Annotated in this window: 10 protein-coding genes; 8 read left to right on the top strand and 2 right to left on the bottom strand. The window is 30.6% G+C overall.

Features of this window, described 5'->3' with window-relative positions; translation table 11 throughout:
• Positions 1 to 144: 144 nt before the first annotated feature.
• From JOP69_RS06420 to JOP69_RS06435, 4 genes are all read left to right on the top strand, one after another.
• Complete coding sequence (locus JOP69_RS06420; RefSeq protein WP_203395240.1) at positions 145 to 744, top strand: hypothetical protein; 600 nt, start codon at positions 145 to 147, stop codon at positions 742 to 744.
• Between the two features lie 260 nt (positions 745 to 1004).
• Positions 1005 to 1313, top strand: a complete 309-nt coding sequence (locus JOP69_RS06425; protein ID WP_215602665.1) for a hypothetical protein — start codon at positions 1005 to 1007, stop codon at positions 1311 to 1313.
• Positions 1314 to 1534: 221 nt separating this feature from the next.
• Positions 1535 to 1975 (top strand): helix-turn-helix domain-containing protein, encoded by a 441-nt coding sequence (locus JOP69_RS06430; RefSeq protein WP_203395017.1) that lies wholly within the window; start codon positions 1535 to 1537, stop codon positions 1973 to 1975.
• A complete protein-coding gene (locus JOP69_RS06435) occupies positions 1939 to 2787 on the top strand; it encodes an IS3 family transposase (RefSeq protein WP_252191227.1) in 849 nt (282 codons plus the stop codon). Before JOP69_RS06430 ends, JOP69_RS06435 begins: the two co-directional genes overlap by 37 nt.
• Positions 2788 to 3079: 292 nt before the next feature.
• Here JOP69_RS06435 and JOP69_RS06440 read toward each other — a convergent pair whose 3' ends face one another.
• Entirely contained in the window at positions 3080 to 5314 is a 2235-nt protein-coding gene (locus JOP69_RS06440) for a c-type cytochrome (protein ID WP_203395016.1), read from the bottom strand.
• A 309-nt stretch (positions 5315 to 5623) separates the two neighbouring features.
• On the opposite strand from JOP69_RS06440, the gene JOP69_RS06445 reads away from it, so the two are divergent.
• Positions 5624 to 9844, top strand: coding sequence for a hybrid sensor histidine kinase/response regulator transcription factor (locus tag JOP69_RS06445; protein ID WP_203395015.1), 4221 nt, complete (start codon positions 5624 to 5626; stop codon positions 9842 to 9844).
• A gap of 440 nt (positions 9845 to 10284) precedes the next feature.
• On the opposite strand, the gene JOP69_RS06450 is transcribed toward JOP69_RS06445, so the two are convergent.
• Positions 10285 to 11808, bottom strand: a complete 1524-nt coding sequence (locus JOP69_RS06450) for an alpha-L-fucosidase (protein ID WP_203395014.1) — start codon at positions 11806 to 11808, stop codon at positions 10285 to 10287.
• A gap of 777 nt (positions 11809 to 12585) precedes the next feature.
• Between JOP69_RS06450 and JOP69_RS06455 the strand changes: the two genes are divergently transcribed.
• From JOP69_RS06455 to JOP69_RS06465, 3 genes are read left to right on the top strand one after another with little or no spacing between them, the layout of a single operon-like run.
• A complete protein-coding gene (locus JOP69_RS06455) occupies positions 12586 to 15720 on the top strand; it encodes a TonB-dependent receptor (protein WP_203395013.1) in 3135 nt (1044 codons plus the stop codon).
• 15 nt (positions 15721 to 15735) lie between these two features.
• Positions 15736 to 17550, top strand: coding sequence for a RagB/SusD family nutrient uptake outer membrane protein (locus JOP69_RS06460; protein WP_203395012.1), 1815 nt, complete (start codon positions 15736 to 15738; stop codon positions 17548 to 17550).
• Between the two features lie 52 nt (positions 17551 to 17602).
• The gene (locus JOP69_RS06465) at positions 17603 to 19255 is read left to right on the top strand and encodes a hypothetical protein (RefSeq protein ID WP_203395011.1); all 1653 of its coding nucleotides are present in this window, start codon (positions 17603 to 17605) and stop codon (positions 19253 to 19255) included.
• Positions 19256 to 19892 lie beyond the last annotated feature (637 nt).

Below are 19892 nucleotides of genomic sequence, written 5' to 3' on the forward strand. Positions count from 1 at the left end.
CACCGTATAAACTTTATTGCTGGTTTTGGCTCACTTGGGAAATTCCTCCGGAATTTCGCCGTTCGTGTTTTATTTAGTAAATTCACTGTTTAAACAACGCAACAAAGCTTATACAACAACGTTGTAATTCATTGCTCACGAAAAATGAAAATAAAAGGAAATCTATTCTTAAAATTATTTATTTGTATTATAACAATACTATCTTTTATTAGCTGTGCATCTTTTTCATATCAATTTCAAAATCCTACATTTTTAACTCCTGATTATTTAACTTTCAAAAATGTTAGTGAACTAAATGGAGAATATTCAATCGTTGCTAAAACAAAAGATTCTACATATAACAGAACTAATAAAAGTTTTAATAATTTTTATGAAATTATAAACGAAAACAGAAAAAAGGAAAAAATAAAGGAAGATAAAATAGATAATTATTCATTTAAAATAAACATCATTGATAGTTTGAACATTGAAATAAAATATCTAAATAATGGAATTACTTTTAATGAACTCAATATAGAATATGAACTTAAAGGAGGATATGTTTTTTTAAAGAATAAGAAAACTATAATTTCTGGAATTCCTTATTTGTTTGGAGGTATTGAAATCAATAAAATAAGAATGACAAGAGATTTAAATATGAATTTGGTTGCTGAAATTGCTCATCATCATTCTGGATTAATATTATTTATTTTCGGAGATTCTAAATCATTTAATTATCAATGCTACTATCATAAAATAAAATAAACGGAATTCAATCAAATAACGAAATAATAAATTCGTAAACAAAATGTGCTTACTCAAATGTTTCGCAACGAAATTACAACACCGTATAAACTTTATTGCTGGTTTTAGCTCACTTAGGAAATTCCTCCGGAATTTCGCCGTTCGTGTTTTATTTAGTAAATTCACTGCTTAAACAACGCAACAAAGCTTATACAACAACGTTGTGTGTAATTTACACGCAACCAAATCGGAATTTGAACATCTAATAAAAAAACAATATTATGAAAAATTTGATTTACTTATTTATTTTGACTTTAGGAATAATTTCTTGCAGTTCTGATGATGAAATTGAAAATAATGAATATGAATTTATAGCGGAGTATTCGACTACTGTAACTGTCGGTGGTGTAGTTGGAATATCTGAGCGAACTTTCGAAATCGGAGAAGTTTACTCTGCTACGGACCAAAGTGCTGATGCAATAACAATAAGAATTGCTGAACATTCGGAATTAAATGATGATTGCCCAAATAGTTGGTGTTATCAAGAATTATTAGATGTTCCGAGTGAATTTCTTCAATTATTAGAATAAGTGATTTGAAAAAAAACTACACACAACACCGTGTATAATTAATTGCTTTGTAAGTGCTCATCTGGAATATTCCTTCGGAATATTCTCAGGTTCGTAAAAGTTTGCTAAATTAGTTGCTTAACCACGCAACTAATCATACACAAACACGTTGGCAAACATTTAAGAACTGAAGCGTCCTGAAATAGGTTGACTAAAAATTAAACATTTAATTATAGTCACTTATGAAAACACAAAAAGAACACTGGCGAAAAAAAAGCTACCAAAAAGTAACACTTGAACTCAAATTATCTGTCGTTGACCAAATTCAAAATGGTCAGATTTCCACTAACTTTGCTTCCAAAAAATATGAGGTTCCAAGGACGACAATTGGGTATTGGATCAAAAAATATAGTACTTTAGTCCAACAAAAAACAGGTATGAGTAAATTAGATGAAATTAAAAAACTAAAGGAACGTATTGAAGAACTGGAGTTTGTAAAGGACTTTCAGCAAGATATTATTGCAGATATGGAAATCATTACTGGCGTCGATTTGTCAAAAAAGTCGCTACCCAAAACATTAGCAAAAGAGATAGAACTAAAGAAGAAAAACATTTTAAAAGAAAATGGCTCTATCAATGTTTTGGGATTAGTAAACAAGCCTTCTACAAAAGAGAAAAAGTAAAACAATGCAAAGCTATAAACGACACTAAAATAATTACGATGGTCAAAGAATATCGTAAAAAAGTAAGCTCCAGGACTGGAGGTAAAAAACTCTATAAAGAACTTAAAAATCAGTTGATAGAACAAAGAATTAAAATCGGTAGAGATAAATTTTTTGATGTATTAAGACTGCATAATTTGCTCGTACCTAAACTCAAAAACTACATAACTACCACAAACTCTAATCATCTATTTAAAAAATATAAAAACCTGATTCAAAACAAAATACCTACTAGATCCGAACAACTTTGGGTAAGTGATATTACATACATTAAAACAGAAATAGGACACAACTATTTAGCAATTGTAACCGACGCATACTCTAAGAAAATTATGGGATATAAATTAGATGACCATATGAGAGTATCACTCTGTAAAGATGCTTTAAAAATGGCTTTAAAAAATAGAAAATATCCATCGAAAAAGTTGATTCACCATTCTGATAGAGGGATGCAATACTGTTGTCCAGAATATACCCAGTTTGCCGAAAATAATGGAATTACAATGAGTATGACAGAGCAATATGACCCATATGAAAACGCTATTGCTGAGAGAATCAATAGAACTTTAAAATATGAATATGGACTTAGAAACTGTCTTAAAAACACTCTTATTGCTCAAAAATCAGCTAAACAAGCTGTATATATTTACAACAATTTAAGAACACATTTTAGCCTAGAATTAAGAAAACCAGCCGAAGTACATTTAAATCCAAATATCAAATACAAATCCTATCGAAAAAATAATGTAAATTTGACTGAACTTACAATTTAAAAACAAACATAGTTCAAAATATTTTTTGCCTTCTAAACGGCTAAAAAAATAGTTTGAACGGTATAAATTAACCTGAAAAAAGGTCTACCTATATCAGGACAATACAAAAACCGAGCATTTAAATCCAAACATCAAATACAAATCCTATCGAAAAAATAATGTAAATTTGACTGAACTTACAATTTAAAAATAAACATAGTTCAAAATATTTTTCACCTTCTAAACGGCTAAAAAAATAGTTTAAACGGTATAAATTAACCTAAAAAAGGTCAATCTATATCAGGACAATACACTATTTTATAAGTAATAATTCCGCCTCTGTAAAAACACCCATTTTTGGTGTTTTACTTCTCAAAGATTTAATTTGAGAAGTACTTATATTTTTACGAATAGAAGAAAAATCACTTTGTAGATACTGAATTAGATTTTGTATGTCTTTATCAGAATAATCAGGATTATTATTTAAACCTGGCATTGTTGCGCTCAATTCATATAATTTACCATTAACATGAATAGGTCCTGATAAACCATGTAAAAGAACCAAAGCAAGTCTTTCTGCGGATTCTGAGATATATTCTGATTTTTGCAAAGGAGGTGCTAAATTATCTATTCCTTGTCCGTTTTGTCCGTGACAAGTAGCGCAAATGTTATCAAAAATCTTTTGCCCTGCTTTAATAGATTTTTCTAAACTCTTTTTTAGTTTTTTATTTTTCTTTTTACCCTGGTTCGTTTTATTATCAATCGTAGCAGTTATTAATTCCTTTAAAACTAGATGTTCATTCTTTTTGTTTAAGAATTTTAGAAAACTGATTTCATTTGTTCTTAAACTACTTATTATTCCTTCTAAAAAAACTCTATTTTCTTTATATTTAATAGACAAGGTTTCTAACATCGGAAAAAAGGAATCCTTATTAATTAATGTCCAATTACCTAAAGAATTAGTAAGATACAAATCAATTAAAGAATTATTTTTTTCACTTAATAACTCAATTGTTTTTAAAAATGTAGGGATGTATTCTTCAGAAGCAAAATTTTCAATTAAAACTAACGAATGAACAATTAAATCCTTTTCTGTTGAAGTAACCAAAATATTATTTAAGTATGAAAAATTTAGAGCTTCAAGACCATTTAAAGTATGAAGTGCATGCAATTTTGCTATAGAATTACCTGAACTGATCAAAAAGTCTTTTAACAACGGAATAGCAGATTGATCGTGTTTTTTTACTAAAATTTGTTGTGCTCTATCTCTATGCCATCCGTTTGGATGCAGAAATAATGCTATTAACTCACTGTTATTTAAATTATTGAAATCTGGAATTAAATTGCTAATTGTATTTTCTGATGACACCTTTAAAATTCTCCCCATCCCAATAATTGTATCTAACTTTTTCTTAGCGTAATGATTTTTTAAATACGGGGTTAAAAAAGCTTTGTCTTGCAAAATTCCACGATGCATGTCTACAATATACAGGTTTCCGTCCGGACCATTAAATAAATTTACAGGTCTAAATCCTTCATCTGTAGATGCGATAAATTCTTTTTTCTCTATTGCTTGTGTTGCAGAAATATCATAAGAATTAAAAGAAAGAACATTTCTTTTGATAAGATTTGCTTCCGGAGCACAAACAAAACCATTTTCTAAATATGTTGATGGAAATTTATTTCCTCTATAAATAACAGGACCACAAGCAGAAGTTATATTAATAAGCAAACTATCTTTATCTAACCTCCCTTTTATATACCCACGATTTACAGATGTTGCATGCAAAGGATAAACACGTTGAGTTGGTGTTAGTTTTTTACCTAAAGATGCTTTAGTATCTAAAAATTCGTTTTTAGAATTTGTATTAGGCAATACAAGATCTCCTTTAAGCTGAATTGAATTGTTATTGTAATACAACCTACCAAAGTTGTCTTTAGAAATACCCCATTGTCCTCTAAAAAAAGTTCTTTCTTTTATCCATTTATCACCACGTTTTTGATATCTAAAATTAGACTTTGCATTATAAATCCAATTATCTAAATGCATCATCAATCCGTTTGGTTGATGCTCTATATTACCACCGTGAGTGTACTGCCCATCTACCAAGGTTTTATTTACTGGCTTATCATTTTCAATATCTACAAACCACAAATTAGGTGGTTCTGCATATAAAAGTCCGCCGTAAACATGAGCAATTGCTCTTGGTACTATCAAACTGTCTAAAAATACTTTTGCATGATCTGTAACGCCATCATTGTCTAAATCTTGTAAAATAGTAATTCTACCATTAGGCATATCCTCTCCCGTGCCTTCTAAATTTTGCATATAACCACGCATTTCTACTACCCACATACGTCCTTTGTTATCAAAATCCATAGTAACAGGAGCTTCAATAAATGGTTCTGATGTAACCACTTCTAACTTAAAACCGTTCTCTACTTTATAGCTATCCAAAGATACTTTGGGTTCATCAAATTGTTTATTATTACATGCTATTAAACAGAATAAAAACAGGAATGTAGAAATTTTAATTATACTTTTCACCTTAGATAGTTTAGAAATTTTTTTAAAGAAAAACGAAGATAAGTAATATTGATTTAAAAGTTAACACAGTTACTATAAGCAAGACAACTTTTCTTTTTTTAAAGCAGGCTACTAAATATGGATTAACACCTTAATTACCAACAATATACAACAAAAAATAAGCTCTAATTAAATTACAAATAACAACTAAAGCTTATAAACATATGGTTTTATCTAAAGTACTTATGGCTTTTTCTTAGGAAATAAGCTTCTTATTCTTTAAATTCACCTAATTAACAACAATAACTTTTTTCTAAATTTAGTTTTAGTATGCACTCAAATATTTTCTTTATAAAAAAAATAATTCTGATACTTCTACTGGGGGTTTATCAAACTACAATAAGCCAGAATTCTTTTTATTTCGATCATATTTCTACAGACAAAGGATTGTCTCAAGGAGATGTTAATTCTATTTATCAAGACCCTAAAGGTTTTATGTGGTTTGCCACACACGATGGTTTAAATAAATATAATGGTTATGAGTTTACCATATACAAACCAGACGCCAACCTAAAAAACAGTATAGGTAGTAATCTTATTTATGCAGTTACAGGTGATGAAAAAGGAAATTTATGGATTGGAACAACTGGTAGTGGTCTAAACTACTATAACAAATCTACAGGAGGGTTTACACATTTTATTCATGATGAAAATAATAAAAACAGTATTACTAATAACCATGTAATTAGTATTTATAAGGATAAAAAAGACCAACTTTGGGTAGGTACTGCTGATGGACTTGATTTGGTAGATTTAAAACAACCTCTAGATTCTTTAAAATTTAAGCACTATAAGTTAGGTGATAACAAAATATCGAATAGCCTCGCTACAAACAAAATTTATTCCATTTTTGAAGATAGTCAAGATCAAATATGGATAGGCAGTACTAAAGGCTTGTTTAAACGAACTAGAGCTAAAAACGGAGAATTTTATTTTAGGTCGGTAAATAATCGTATTAATTTAGTGAATTCTCCAGTAAATTGTATAGCAGAAGATAGTAAGGGAAATTTATTTATAGGTACTGGTAATGGTTTGCATGTTTTTAAGGCTAACTTTAATAAAAATAAGGTTTATAAACTACAAAATGGTTTTTTTAACGGTCTTAAAGTTGATAAAAATGATAATTTATGGGCAGGTACAAATAACGGACTCTTATATTTTGAGAATAAAAAAAACACGAAAGATATTTCACTAACCAAACGTTTTGTTTATGATCCTAAAGACACCAAAAGTATTAGCAAAAATATTGTAAAAACAATTTATATTGATAACACAGGCATTCTTTGGATAGGTACAAATGGTGGTGGTGTTAACAAAATGGATCCTGAAAGAAAACAATTTAAACATATTAAAAAAACCTTAGATACTAAAAGTCTTAGTTATGACAAAATTAGATCTATTTTTGAAGACAGTAGTAATAATTTATGGATAGGTACAGAAGGCGGCGGTCTTAATATCCTTTTTAAGGAGAATGATAATGGTAGTTATGCAAATTTTACAAATCTACAAAAAATTAAAAAACCATTTGCTATTGCAGAAATTACACATAGAAACAGCCTTTTTGTAGGTGCAGAAGATACACCCGGTTTGTATGAAATAGACCTCGATAACCTAAAAAACATACAAGAAAGCGATATAAAACCGATACCTGAAATAAGTTATAGTGTATTTTCTATACTTGAAGATAGTAATAAAAACATATGGATTGGTACCTATAGTGGTGGTGTACACAGATGGCTTCTAAACAAAAAAACAGGAGCATACACCAAAGATGTTTTGTCTTATAGGAGTACAAATAATACTGGCCTTTCTAGCAATATTATAAGAAATATCTATGAAGATAGTGATCATAATATCTGGTTTGCTACTTCAAATGGATTATGTAAATTAAAACCTACTGAAATAGAAAAAAATAATCCAAAATTTGAAGTTTATAAAAATGATCCTAAGGATAAAAATAGTATTTCTCACAACTATATTTTAGCCTTATATGAAAGTAAAAAAGGTGATTTATGGGTAGGAACTTTTGGTGGCGGATTAAATAAAATGGAAACCAATGAAAAGGATAATACGGTTACATTTAAAACATACACAGAAAGAGATGGACTGCCAAACAATGTAATTAAAGCAATTTTAGAAGACGCTGAAAATAATTTATGGATATCTACAAACAAAGGGCTTTCAAAATTTAACCCAGAAAACAACACCTTTAAAAATTATGATGTTAATGATGGTTTACAAGATAACGAATTTCAAGAATTAGCAAGTTTAAAACGTAGAGATGGCGAAATGCTTTTTGGCGGTATAAACGGGTTCAATGCTTTTTATCCAGAAGATATTAAAGACAATCCGTACAAAGCAAAATCTGTAATTACCAGTTTTTCTATTTCAAATAAACCAATTAAAAGGGGCGAAGAAATTAATGGGCACATCATTTTAAAAGAACCTATTAATGAAACGTCCGAAATTAATTTAAAATATGACGAAAATAGTTTCTCGTTTGAATTTGCAGCCATTCACTATTCCGCTCCTAATAAAAATAAATTTGCTTACAAATTAGAAGGTTTTGATAAAGACTGGGTGTATACAAACGCAACTAAACGTTTTGCAACCTATACAAATATGGCTCCTGGTGATTATACTTTACTATTAAAAGCATCTAATAATGATGGTATTTGGGAAAATAGCGAAACCAAATTACATATTAATATAACACCTCCGTTTTGGAAAACTACACTAGCCTATTTTCTATATTTCTTTTTAATTCTAGCCATATTCTTTGGCTTTTGGCGCAATACTGTAACGAAAGCCAGAAAAAAACATGATTTAGAATTAGCTAATTTAGAGAAACAAAAAGAAGAGGAATTACAACATATAAAATTAGAATTCTTTACAAACATATCTCACGAATTAAGAACACCAATTACTTTAATAAAAGGTCCTTTAGAGTATTTACAGAAAAAAGGTGCAGCTGTAAAGCCAGAGGTAGCCCAAGAACAATTTGGTCTTATGAGAAAAAATGCCAACTACTTACTTAGTTTGGTAAACCAACTATTAGATTTCAGAAAAATAAATCAAGGTAAAATGCGATTGGTGATGCGTAATAGTAATATTTCTGCTTTTATAAAAGAAGTGGCAGAGCCCTTTCAATTTTTATCTCACAAGAAACATATTAAACTAAGTTTTAATACGACAGATCCGTTATTAAAATCTTGGTTTGATCACGAAGCTCTTGAGAAAACAATCAATAACCTACTCTCCAATGCTTTTAAGTTCACTCCCAAAAATGGAACTATAGATGTGAATATAACCAACGAAAAAGTCGCCAATGGTATCGTAAATAAAGAGTATATTATTATTGAAGTAAAGGATTCTGGAATTGGAATACCTAGTAACAAATTAGAAGCTATTTTTGAAAGATTTAATACTAAAAAAGATGCTAATAAGAACAATAATCCAGAAGGGATTGGTATTGGATTGTCTTTTACAAAAAGTTTGATAGAATTGCATCAAGGTACAATTAAAGTATCTAGCGAACCTGGTCAAGGAGCATTATTCACAGTTAAAATCCCCGCTAATAAAGAGGAATACGAAAACCTGCCTGAAATAAGTTGTAAAGAAAGTACCGATCTAGATTATGTAAGAAGATCTTCGGAAAATGAATCTTTTGCAATAGATTTAGATGATGAAACAACTGATGAAAGTATTTCTAAAGACAGATCTAAATCTCCTGTATTGCTAGTGGTAGATGACAATAAGGATATTAGAACATTTATAAAACAAGCCTTAGGAGATGACTACACCATCTTTGAAGCAGAAAATGGTCAGGAAGGATTTGAAATAGCAAAAAAAATAACGCCAAATATTATTGTTACCGATTTAGCCATGCCTATAATGGACGGATTACAGTTGTGTAAAAAAATTAAAACAACCAAAACAACAAGTCATATTCCTGTTTTAATATTAACGGCTAAACTATCACAAGAAAGTGAATTAGAAGGTGTAAAACTAGGTGCAGATGATTATATTAGAAAACCTTTTGATATTGAATTATTAAACTTAAAATTAAAAAATATTCTTCAACAAAGAAAAAATTTAAGAGTCCGTTTTAATCAAGAAATAACATTACAGCCAAAAGAAGTTACGGTAACATCATCTGATGAACGTTTTTTACAACAAGCCATAGAAATTGTAGAAAAACACATGATGAATACTGATTTTAGTGTAGAAATGCTTGTAAAAGAAATGGGGCATAGTAGAAGTAATCTGTATCTAAAATTTAAAGAAATCACAGGATTATCTTCTAGTGAATTTATACGAAGTATTCGATTAAAAAGGGCTGTACAACTTTTTGAATCTACTGATTTATCTGTAAAGGAAATTATGTACATGACTGGTTTTAACACAGCTTCTTACTTTGCTAAATGCTTTAAGAAACAGTTTGGTGTAAAACCTAGTGATTATGTTAGAAAACCAATAAAGAAAGCGTAATTGTTTTTTAAAGAGAGTAGATAATTAAGATCTCTAGATTTGAAAGTGAAAATGTGATTTGCATTTTTGCAAAGAGTAATTTGAATCTGTTTTACCTTATAATCGCTCTAGCTTTTACTCTAACAGATAATCTTAATTAGTACCCATTATAAAATCTATTAGCAACAATTAGAAGGAATCTAAGTATCTATTGCTAGCCTTTAGTAATGAATGAAGACAACCATAAACTTATACATTCATTAACCAAATTTATTTTATATGCGTTATTACATGCAGTTAAAAGGAAAAGGAAACAAGGTTTTTTAGATTAGGTTAATACATTAAATTCTTTTTATAATTGTTTCCTTTTGGTATTTTCATTTATCTCTATAAAACTAAAAAGGAGCATATCTAACAATAGATAAGCTCCTTTTCCAATCAAACCCAATTCAAACAATATTTTACAGTGTTAACTCCAATACAAATGCAAAGTTTCCTGGTTTTTCTTTCGGCATTGTAACCAACAAACCTTTATCACTTTGAGACCATTTTAATTTGGCATCAGAACCTAACATTTTTACTTTTGATATTTTATCGTCTTTTGTAATCGACTTTATTAAAACGTCCACATTTTTTGGCCATTCCATCATAATCGCAAAGATTTTACCCTCTTTTTGTGTAAATCGAATATCCTGACCTGTAAAAGCTTTGTTTTTTCCTTCTGAATGGTGACCAGTACCAACTTTCGTTGGCCCTTCGCCAAAAGTTCTCCAGTATTTTGTATCATAAATAGCTTCTCCATTCATGTCTAACCAAGCTCCCATTTGTAACAAGATTTCTTTTTGATCTTCAGGAATTGTTCCATCTGATTTCGGTCCAACATTTAAAAGTAAATTTCCGTTTTTAGAAACAATATCAATTAAATCATCTATTAAAGAATTTGCTGTTTTAGATTTCCAATTAGTAACATAAGACCATGAGTTTTTACCAACAGAAGTATCCGTTTGCCAAGGTAATTTTCTTATTCCTGGTAATTTACCTCTCTCCAAATCGTACACAACAGTTCCCGCAGGGAACGCCTCTTCATAGAAATTTTTATCTTGTAATACAACCTCTTTCCCCCATTCTATTCCTTTATTATAGTAATATGCTGCTAATTTAGGACGGTATTCTCTCCATTCTGGGGTGTCTAGCATAAAATCAAACCAAAGAATATCTGGTTGATAATTATCAATTAAATCTTTTGTTCTTTTCCACCATAATTCTTTAAAAGCTGCAGAAACTGGCTCATTAATGTCTTTCCCTTTTGCCGAATATAAATCTGCATACGCAGGATCTGTAGTATCAAAATGATCTTTTTTATTGTAGAAAGACCAGTTAAAAGCATAGTGAGAAGAAGCTCCCATAATCATTCCTTTAGCACGACCTTCTTTCATCAACTCTCCTAAAATATCTTTTTTAGGCCCCATATTAAAAGCATTCCAACGTGTTGTGTTTGATTTATACATGGCAAAACCATCATGATGATCTGCAACAGGAACCACATATTTAGCACCTGCTTTTTTAAATAAATCGATCCATTCTGCGGCATTAAATTTTTCACCTTTAAACATTGGTATAAAATCTTTATATCCAAATGATTTTTGATCTCCAAAAGTTTTTTGATGATGTGTAAACTCTCTAGAAGGCCCTTTTTTCTGTAATTTTAATTGCGCTGTAAATTGAGCTGTATCCATATACATATTTCTAGGATACCATTCAGAACCAAAAGCAGGAACAGAATATGCTCCCCAATGAATAAAAATCCCGAATTTCTTATTATTAAACCATGCCGGATCTTTATAATGTTTTTTTATAGATTCCCAATTAGGTTCATATAATTCTTTTGTGGTTGCTGTCTTAGCAACAATTTCTTTTTTTTCTGTTTTACACGAAGTTAAGACAGTACATACAAATAAAATTAGGATGTAAATTTTAAGGTTCATTCGGATTTATTTTATAATTAATCAATACTGCAAAGAATGTTATTTTTAGATTATTTTTTATGATTAAATGATTTATTTTACAGAACAGATGGTTAATTGTCTTTTTTTTTCTTTGTTTAGTATTAAAAAACTTAAATGACCATCAGAATTTAAAGAAGTAAATTAAATATTTTTTCCCTTGATTTTAAACACATTTACATCAACAAAATATTTTTATTCTAATAAAAAAGAATGAATTTAAATATCAAAATTATTAGAATCAACTTCGGTTCTCTTATCCTCTACTCATTTCCAAAATAGGTAGTTTTTTTCACATGAAAAAGCATATAAAATTTGGTTTTCACAAACGGATTATTACAATAGATTCTACTTCTTTTAATCATTCAAAATAAAAATCATAAAGAATTCATTTGAGGACTATGTATGATAAAGATTCACTCAAAATACGTTCAAATATAGGTACTATTAACGACCAACTTAATAACATTTGTTTGATTGAAAATCAAGTTCTAAAAATCTCTCTTTATTTTACAGAACACAGCAGTAAACCTTACTAAATATAGCTTCTTATCTAAAAAAACATAAATCTTTTAAGACAAATTAACTTACATTTTATGAATCAAACACAACTTAATTGTACTAAAATATTTGATTACATATTTCAAACCTAATTATTATTACAATTCACGATATGATGCCTACAATTAAACATCTGTACTCTTTTTTAACAAATAATTATCATAAAATTGTAGTATCTAAATTTAAATAACTAAAATTATGAAATTAAAAGAATTCTTGAATGAAAAATCTAAGACCTTTCTTGCAGTTTTTATCTGTACGTTAAGTTTTAGTTTTTCACAAGCCCAAAAAATAACGGTTAAAGGTTCCGTTACTGGTGAAGGAGAACTTCTACCTGGCGTATCTATAGTCATTAAGGGAACCAGTAATGGTACAACTACAGATTTTGATGGTAATTATAAGATTGTTGCAGCTCCAACAGACATGTTAGTTTTCAGTTATATGGGATATGCTACACAATCAATAATAGTAGGATCCAAATCTAAAATTAATGTAACCTTAAAAAATGATACCTCAGTACTAGATGAAATTGTAGTAGTGGGTTATGGTACTCAAAAGAAAAAGGAACTAACAGGTGCTGTTTCTCAAATTAAATCTGATGAGATTATGAAAACTGCAACATCCGATTTAAGTTCTGCTCTTCAAGGACAAATTGCTGGGGTAACGGTTGTTGCCAGTGATGGTGCTCCTGGATCTGAGGCAAACGTAATGATTCGTGGTTTAACGTCTATTAATGGTGGTAACAAACCTTTATATGTTGTAGATGGTATTCCTTTTGAAGGCGATCCTAAATTAAGTACAAGTGAGGTAGAAAGTATAGATGTACTAAAAGATGCCGCTTCTGCTGCAATTTATGGTACTCGTGGTGCTGCCGGTGTAATTTTAATTACCACTAAAAAAGGGAAAGAAGGTACTATGAAAATTAGAGCAGAATCTTACTATGGTGTACAAAATATTACTTCAAGTACATATATTATGGATGCAAACGACAGATTGTATTCTCACTTCTTACAATCTTGGGCTGTTAACGGAAATGTATACGGAAATACTTGGCACAGTGCTGAACAAAACCCTACACAGTTAACCAATAACACTAATTTAATAAATTATGTTACTAATGATGCTGCTCCAATAGAAAACTATAGTTTAACATTATCTGGTGGTCAGAATGGTTTAACATACAATATTGTTGGGAACTTTTTCTCTCAAGATGGTACTGTAATTAACTCTTCATACGAAAGATTTAACGTTAGAACAAATTCTCAATTGAAAAAAGGAAATTGGAATGTTACTAGTGGATTATCTTTTAGAGTTGAAGATAAACAAAATGGACCTTGGGGAATTTTAAGAGATGCATATAGATACCAAGCATTACAAGTAGATTTGGAAGATAACTTAGAATCAATTGGTGATGCTGGAGACGGAAGCAGCGCTAATAACTTATCTTATTTAGGTAGAAAATTATTACAAGAGGATAATGAAGAAAGACAATATTTTGATGGTAATATTAGTATTGCATACAATTTTAATAAAAATTTAAAATTTACTTCAAGATTAGCTGCAGGATGGGAAAATGCTACCAGAAGAGTTATTAATCCTGAATTTATTGCTTATGATTGGGAAGGAGAACCATTACCAGGTGAACAATCTAAAATTTATAATTTTAGCTCAACTTCAAAAAGATTTTCTTGGGAAAATATTATAAACTATAAAAAATCTTTTGGAAAACACAATTTTAACTTTGTGGGTGTTTATTCTGCTGAAAGATATAACTACACGTCATTTTATGCACAAAAATTTGACATCAATAGTAATGAAGTTACTGTATTAAATGGTGCTACCGGAGATTCACTTGCTGGTTCAGGAACCGGACAATGGAATCAAGATAGAGAAAATACACTTATTGGTATGTTAGCTCGTTTACAATATAACTATAAAGGAAAATATTTATTTAGTGCTAGTGTTCGTAGAGATGGATCTTCAAGATTTAAAAGTCAACCTTGGGGTGTTTTCCCTTCATTTTCTGCAGGTTGGAATGTTTCTGATGAAAACTTTTGGAAACCTATTAAAAATACTATCAGAAGCTTAAAAATAAGAGCTAGTTATGGTACTACAGGTAACCAAGGTATTGCAGATTATTCATATTCACCAACCATAACTTTACAAAATGACTATGTTTTTGGTAATGATGCTGATCAAAATTTACAATTAGGAGCCATACAACAAGGCTATGCAAATGAATTAGTATCTTGGGAAACTTCTATTTCAAAAAATATTGGTTTTGATATGTCATTTTTACAAAATAAATTAACGTTTACTGGGGATTATTACCAAACAAACAAAAAAGACATGTTATTCCCTGTGTTCTTACCACCTACCGTTGGTGCTGGTTCTGGAAATGATTCTTCAGTAGTATTAAATGTTGGTGATATGGAAAACAACGGTGTTGAATTTGCTTTAAACTATAAAAGCAGAGGAAAAGTAAGTTGGAACGCTGGTATAAATTTCACTAAAAACACGAACAAAGTAACCAAAATGACTGGTGCAAATAAAATTATTTACTTTAATGATAGTAATATTGCCGGTTCTGATAATGATAGAGACTATGTTTCTGTATTAGCAGAAGGTTATGAAGGTGGTGCATTTTTCTTAATAAAAACAGATGGAGTTATTCAATCTGAAGAAGAACTAGCAACTTACTTAGGCGGATTACCAACAAGTACTGCAAAAATTGGAGATTTAAAATTGGTAGATGCGCTAACAGTTGATACTAATAATGATGGAATCCCAGATGCAGGTGATGGAGTTATTGACATTAATGACAGACAATATTCTGGTAGTGGTACTCCTGAGTTTGAAATTGGTTTTAACACCTCTGCTTATTACAAAAACTTTGATATTTCTGCACAATTTTATGGTGCATTTGGAGGAGAAATAATGAATGGTAGTAAAGCGTTTGCATACCAATACGGTAACCACCAAGATCAAATTTACCAATGGTCTGCTCAAAATCCAACATCAGAAATTCCTGTGTACAGAGGAGGTACAACACATGATAACGTAAGAGGATTTAGTGACTTTTGGTTAGAAGACGGCACATACATTAGATTACGTAATATATCTTTAGGGTATACTTTACCTAAAACATTAGTCGAAAAAATGGGGATGACTAAATTAAGAGTATACGTAGCTGGTCAAAATTTAGTAACATGGACCAAGTATACAGGGTACGATCCTGAGGTAGGAAACAACGGATTAAGTACAAGAGGTATAGACAAAGGTACATATCCGGTAAGTTCTCAAGTAAGAGCGGGTATTCAACTAGAATTTTAATCTAAAAACTTTATTATGAACGTATTAGACACAAAAATTCAAAAAAAATATTTAAACATGAAAAATACAAGAATAGGCAAACTAACTTTAATATTGTTATTTACTTTAGCAATTGTTAGTTGCTCAGATGATTTTCTGGATCAAACAAATCCAAATGAATTATCTACAGATAGTTTTTGGAAAACTGTAGGAGATTTAAACACCGGTTTGGTGGCAACCTACAAATCGTATGGAAGTGACAATAATTATAAATTATTAGACGAATTAGTTAGAAGTGATTTAGCTTGGGGATCTGGATACCAAAGACCTTTTAACACAAATGAATTTTATTTACAAAATTTTAACGAAGCTTCTAAAAGCCCTGGTGATAAATGGTCTCAATTATATACAACCATTTTTAGAGCCAACCAAGTTATTGAAGCGGTTGACAGATTAAAAGGAACTTTTAACAGTCAAAATGATGAAGATGAAGCTGAAGTAATTGGCGCACAAGCTAGATTTTTAAGAGGTTTTTCTTACTTTATATTAAGTACAACTTTTAACAATGGTAAAGTTGTAATTTGGGAAAAAGTTCCAGGTGGAGAAGATGGTTTTTACAGAGATGTAAGTCCTGCTCAAGACGTAAAAGATTTTTACCGTGCAGATTTAGAATATGCAAAAACTAAATTACCTGCAGTTTGGGAAGCTAGAGAAAAAGGACGCGTTACAGCCGGAGCTGCAGAAGCCGTTTTAGGACAATCTTACTTAGCTGATAACGATTTCACAACAGCAGCAGAATATTTTAAAAACGTAATAAATAATTATGGCTACGCTTTAACACCTAATATTGGTAGTAACTTTACTACGATGGATGAGTTAAATGAAGAATCTATATTAGAAATTGTACGTTCTACAGATTATAAAAGTGAATTAAACCAATGGGATTGGAGAGACACAGGAGCTTCTTCGCTTCAACAGCAACTTACTGGTATCGGAGGATGGTTTGGTGGTGTTGCCGCTAACTGGTTAATTTTAGAATACAGAAATGATCCGTTAGACTATTCAGATCCTAGAAATAAAATTATTGAAGAAGATGGTACAGAGCGTTTTAGAAAATTTAGTTTAAGAACTTCTTATTCTGTAGCAATTGTAGACGATCCAGATTTAGAATACTATGGGTATAAAACTACTGCAGAAGCTGCTTCCTTTAACGTTAGAATGACATGTTATTGGAGAAAACAGACCAATTGGGATTTAGGTGTTGAAAGTGAAAAAGCCCTATCACCAGGTAAAGTTAGAAGTGGTGTAAACCAACGTTTAATAAGATTGGCAGAAATATACTTACAATACGCAGAGTGTTTGATAGAAATGGGTGATGTTGATGAAGCTATGATGTATATTAACAAAGTTAGAAGACGTTCTGGTGTTCAATTATTAGGACTTTCAGGAACGGGAGAATACCCTGCAAATGACCATGATGATATCTCATACGATGCTACAAGCTTAATGGATCACTTAAGATTTAAAGAATACCCATTAGAATTATCGTGTGAAGGCCATGGAGCTACAAGAAATACAGACTTAAGAAGATGGGGAATTAAAAAACAACGTTTTATGGAACTTGCTGCAAAAAGATATACAGCAATTGATTATCCATATACGAAAGAAGACGGAACAACTGCTACACGTTGGGGATCAATTGTTGTAGGTGTAGACCCAAGTGACCCTACTGCTGATGATGGTTGGAATGAATACCAAGAAGCAGCTGCAAATTATGTTGAAAGCGAACACGCTTACTGGAAAATACCAAATAGCGAGGCAATTACGAATCCAGTAATTGGTGAAAACTAATCTTATAAAGATTTGTTTAAAATAATTTTTATATTTAAATAAAATGAAAAACATGAAAAATAAATTTATAATAGCGTTCGTATTTTTAGCAGTCTTAATTGGTTGCAAAGATGACGAATATGATGCGCCAAATTCATTCTCAGATTTTGGATTCTATACAGGCGCAGGGCAACAAAGCGACACATTGGAATTAAATATTTCTAATTACTTATCATTCGCAGATTTATCTCAAGGATATATAGAACACAACTGGAGTATTAATAAAGGAAATAATTTCCTAGAAGGTCCAATTAGTAGTAGAGATTCAATTTTTAATGAATTTATTATTTATGATGGAGATACAATTACTGAAGATAAAACAGTACATGTTTTGTTTAATAATCCTGGATATCAAAAGGTAAGACTACACAATGTATTTAAAGATTCTGTAGCCTTTAGAGGAAATAGTTTTCTGCGCGATGACTATATTAAGGCAGCAGTAAAGGAAGGTGATCTTTGGGTACTTGATACTACAATTGTAGTAAAGGTATACGACAAAATTGTACCAGAAGTTGAAGTAAAACAATTTGGTGCTACTGTAGATCATACAACTACAGATACTATTTATGTAGAGGCAGGTGACAAAGTTCAGTTTATCGACAAAACAACCATTGGAGAACCAAATGGTAGATATTGGTCTATCAGAAAAACATTGGCTCCTGGAGCGGTTGCTTCAGAAACTGATGTAGTTGCTTCAAGCAGTGCAGAAGTTGCTGATATTGTATTTAAAAAGTTAGGTGATTTCACAGCAAGTTTAACTGCTAATAGAACAGGTCAAAATATACCAGGAGCTTCTACAAAATACGTTTTAACAACTCCTTTTAAAGTAATTCCATCATCACAGCCTTTTGTTCTAGCAAACACAATTGCAGAGCTAGAAGATGAAACTATTAGAATTCCTTTTAATGGTGAGTTTGTTGATTTTGTTGATAAAAACTCTTTCTTTGAAGTAAAAGTAAATGACGTATTGTTTAATATCGCTTCCGTTTCCGTTGACCCTACAGACGCTACTTTTTTACTCATTAACTTGGAAGATCAAATCTATCAAGACGATGTAATTACGGTGTCATTGTTACCAGGAAGTGGAATTACATCTACAGATACTAGAGAACCAGTAGTGTTTACAGATGAGGTTGTTAAAACATTTTCTGAGGAGTATTTCCTTTCAATTGGAAAGTTTGAAAATACTTTAGGAGTGGATTGGACTAAACCTTTCCTTAATGAATCAATTGAAGCAATTACCGAAGTGCTTATTGTTGCTCCACCAGTTGGTACTGCAACAGCTGTTAGCCCAACAGGTAACGTTATAAATTTAGCTCTTAATAGAACTAAAGCTGGTACAATACAAAATAATGTAAGAGCAGAGTCCGTTATTGAAGCAAACTTAACTCCAGGAGGAAAGTATATAGTAAAATTTAAATATTTTGCAAGATTAGGTTCTCCTAATTTTTTATTCCGTTTTTCAAATTTAGCAGGTGCAAACCAACTTACTTTTAATCCTGCTGCTGGAGTTGCTGAAAATGTAGATAGATGGAAAGAAGGTGAACTTGAATTTACCGCATTACCCACACATTATGGTAAATTTAGCATATTGTCTGCTTGGGGTGCTTATGCAGACTTCTATATTGATGATATAGTTGTTGTATCTAACGAGAAAAGACCATAACACCATGTAATAATTTAGTTAAAAGTTCTTTTGTTTACTCGAGAGTACTGAAAACTAGAGCTAATTTAGACAAGATGCTTTTTTAGCATTTAAAAAGAAAGCTTGTAACGGATTAATTAATAATTCTGTTACAAGCTTTTTTTGTTTTTACAGTATTTTTAAAGAGCTTGCACCGACTTAAAAAATCATATTTAAATAAATAGCATAGATTAAATTATTTTTTCCTGAGTAGGCTTCATTACCGACTACACATCAATTTTTTATAGCGTCTTCAATTAACGCTTGTAATAGAGGTCATTCTCCTTTTTTTCCCAAAGTTACAATTGCGCTGGTAATAATTCACTCCTCGTCATTGCAATGTGCATTTTGTATCCAAAAAAACTTAGAATCTTATTGATATGTGCCCAACACGTGCATCTTGATCTTTGGATACCATATAAAGCTCAAAAGTATCTCCCATTGCTTCTTTTAGCACGTTGATTTTCTCTCCAATCATAGCGTTCTGGTACTATTTAAACATTATTGTAAGTAACGCTGTAAAGTCCCTAATGTAAAGAAATAAAAATGGGAATTTTATTAAAAAAAATGGATTATTAATGAGTACGTTGTCTTAAAAACTTACTGTTTATTAAAAACC

The sequence above is a fragment of the Polaribacter sp. Q13 genome, assembly GCF_016858305.2.
GTDB lineage: Bacteria > Bacteroidota > Bacteroidia > Flavobacteriales > Flavobacteriaceae > Polaribacter.

What these genes read in the sequence shown, in the direction of transcription:
- JOP69_RS06420 (WP_203395240.1), top strand. Translation starts at nt 145, where the DNA reads ATGAAAATAAAAGGAAATCTATTCTTAAAATTATTTATTTGTATTATA.
- JOP69_RS06425 (WP_215602665.1), top strand. Translation starts at nt 1,005, where the DNA reads ATGAAAAATTTGATTTACTTATTTATTTTGACTTTAGGAATAATTTCT.
- JOP69_RS06430 (WP_203395017.1), top strand. Translation starts at nt 1,535, where the DNA reads ATGAAAACACAAAAAGAACACTGGCGAAAAAAAAGCTACCAAAAAGTA.
- JOP69_RS06445 (WP_203395015.1), top strand. Translation starts at nt 5,624, where the DNA reads ATGCACTCAAATATTTTCTTTATAAAAAAAATAATTCTGATACTTCTA.
- JOP69_RS06450 (WP_203395014.1), bottom strand. Translation starts at nt 11,808, where the DNA reads ATGAACCTTAAAATTTACATCCTAATTTTATTTGTATGTACTGTCTTA.
- JOP69_RS06455 (WP_203395013.1), top strand. Translation starts at nt 12,586, where the DNA reads ATGAAATTAAAAGAATTCTTGAATGAAAAATCTAAGACCTTTCTTGCA.
- JOP69_RS06460 (WP_203395012.1), top strand. Translation starts at nt 15,736, where the DNA reads ATGAACGTATTAGACACAAAAATTCAAAAAAAATATTTAAACATGAAA.
- JOP69_RS06465 (WP_203395011.1), top strand. Translation starts at nt 17,603, where the DNA reads ATGAAAAATAAATTTATAATAGCGTTCGTATTTTTAGCAGTCTTAATT.